The 572-nt window shown below is 65.2% G+C and carries 2 riboswitches.

Annotated elements, in window-relative coordinates:
• Positions 1-49: 49 nt before the first annotated feature.
• A riboswitch (glycine riboswitch) is annotated at positions 50-148 on the bottom strand.
• Between the two features lie 251 nt (positions 149-399).
• A riboswitch (glycine riboswitch) is annotated at positions 400-500 on the top strand.
• The last annotated feature ends 72 nt before the right edge of the window (positions 501-572 follow it).

The following is a 572-nucleotide window of genomic DNA, read 5'->3' on the forward strand; positions in this document are numbered from 1 at the left end:
TTGCTCCGTCGGCGAGCACGGAGAACTCCGCGCTACTTTCCAGAGATGCCTCGGTGCGGCGGTCCGGGGACCTGAGAGTTTCCTGGGGAGGAATTGCTCCTACGGTGCCCGACCGGTGTTCTGGTCGGGGCTCTCCCGCCGCACGTCAACGGCCATTCAAGTGTGACAGCCCTCACATCCTAGGTGACAACCCCCTCGGTGCACAATGGATTTCCGAATTTCCGCGCCGAATCCTGCTCCGCACGGCCCGGCGGCTGCGTGGGCGGTGCGACGGGGGCATCCGCAGCAGGACCGCGGCGAGGAGGACCTGTGTGACCCAGGATGACGTGAATGCCAGCGCCGTTGCACTCGGCAGAAAGTACGTATACGCTGTGACTGCAATCACATAGTTCTGGCCGTTCACGTGCGGCGGGAGAGTCCCGTCCAGCATTCGTGGTCGGGCGCCGTAGGAGCAATTTCCTCCCCGGGAAACTCTCAGGCCCCCGTACCGCCGCACCGAGGCGCATCTGGAAAGTAGCGCGGAGTCCTCCGTGCTCGCCGACGGAGCAAGTCCCACCCCGTCCGGGTGGGAC

Origin of the sequence: Citricoccus sp. CH26A (genome assembly GCF_000224415.1) — a bacterium.
GTDB lineage: Bacteria > Actinomycetota > Actinomycetes > Actinomycetales > Micrococcaceae > Citricoccus.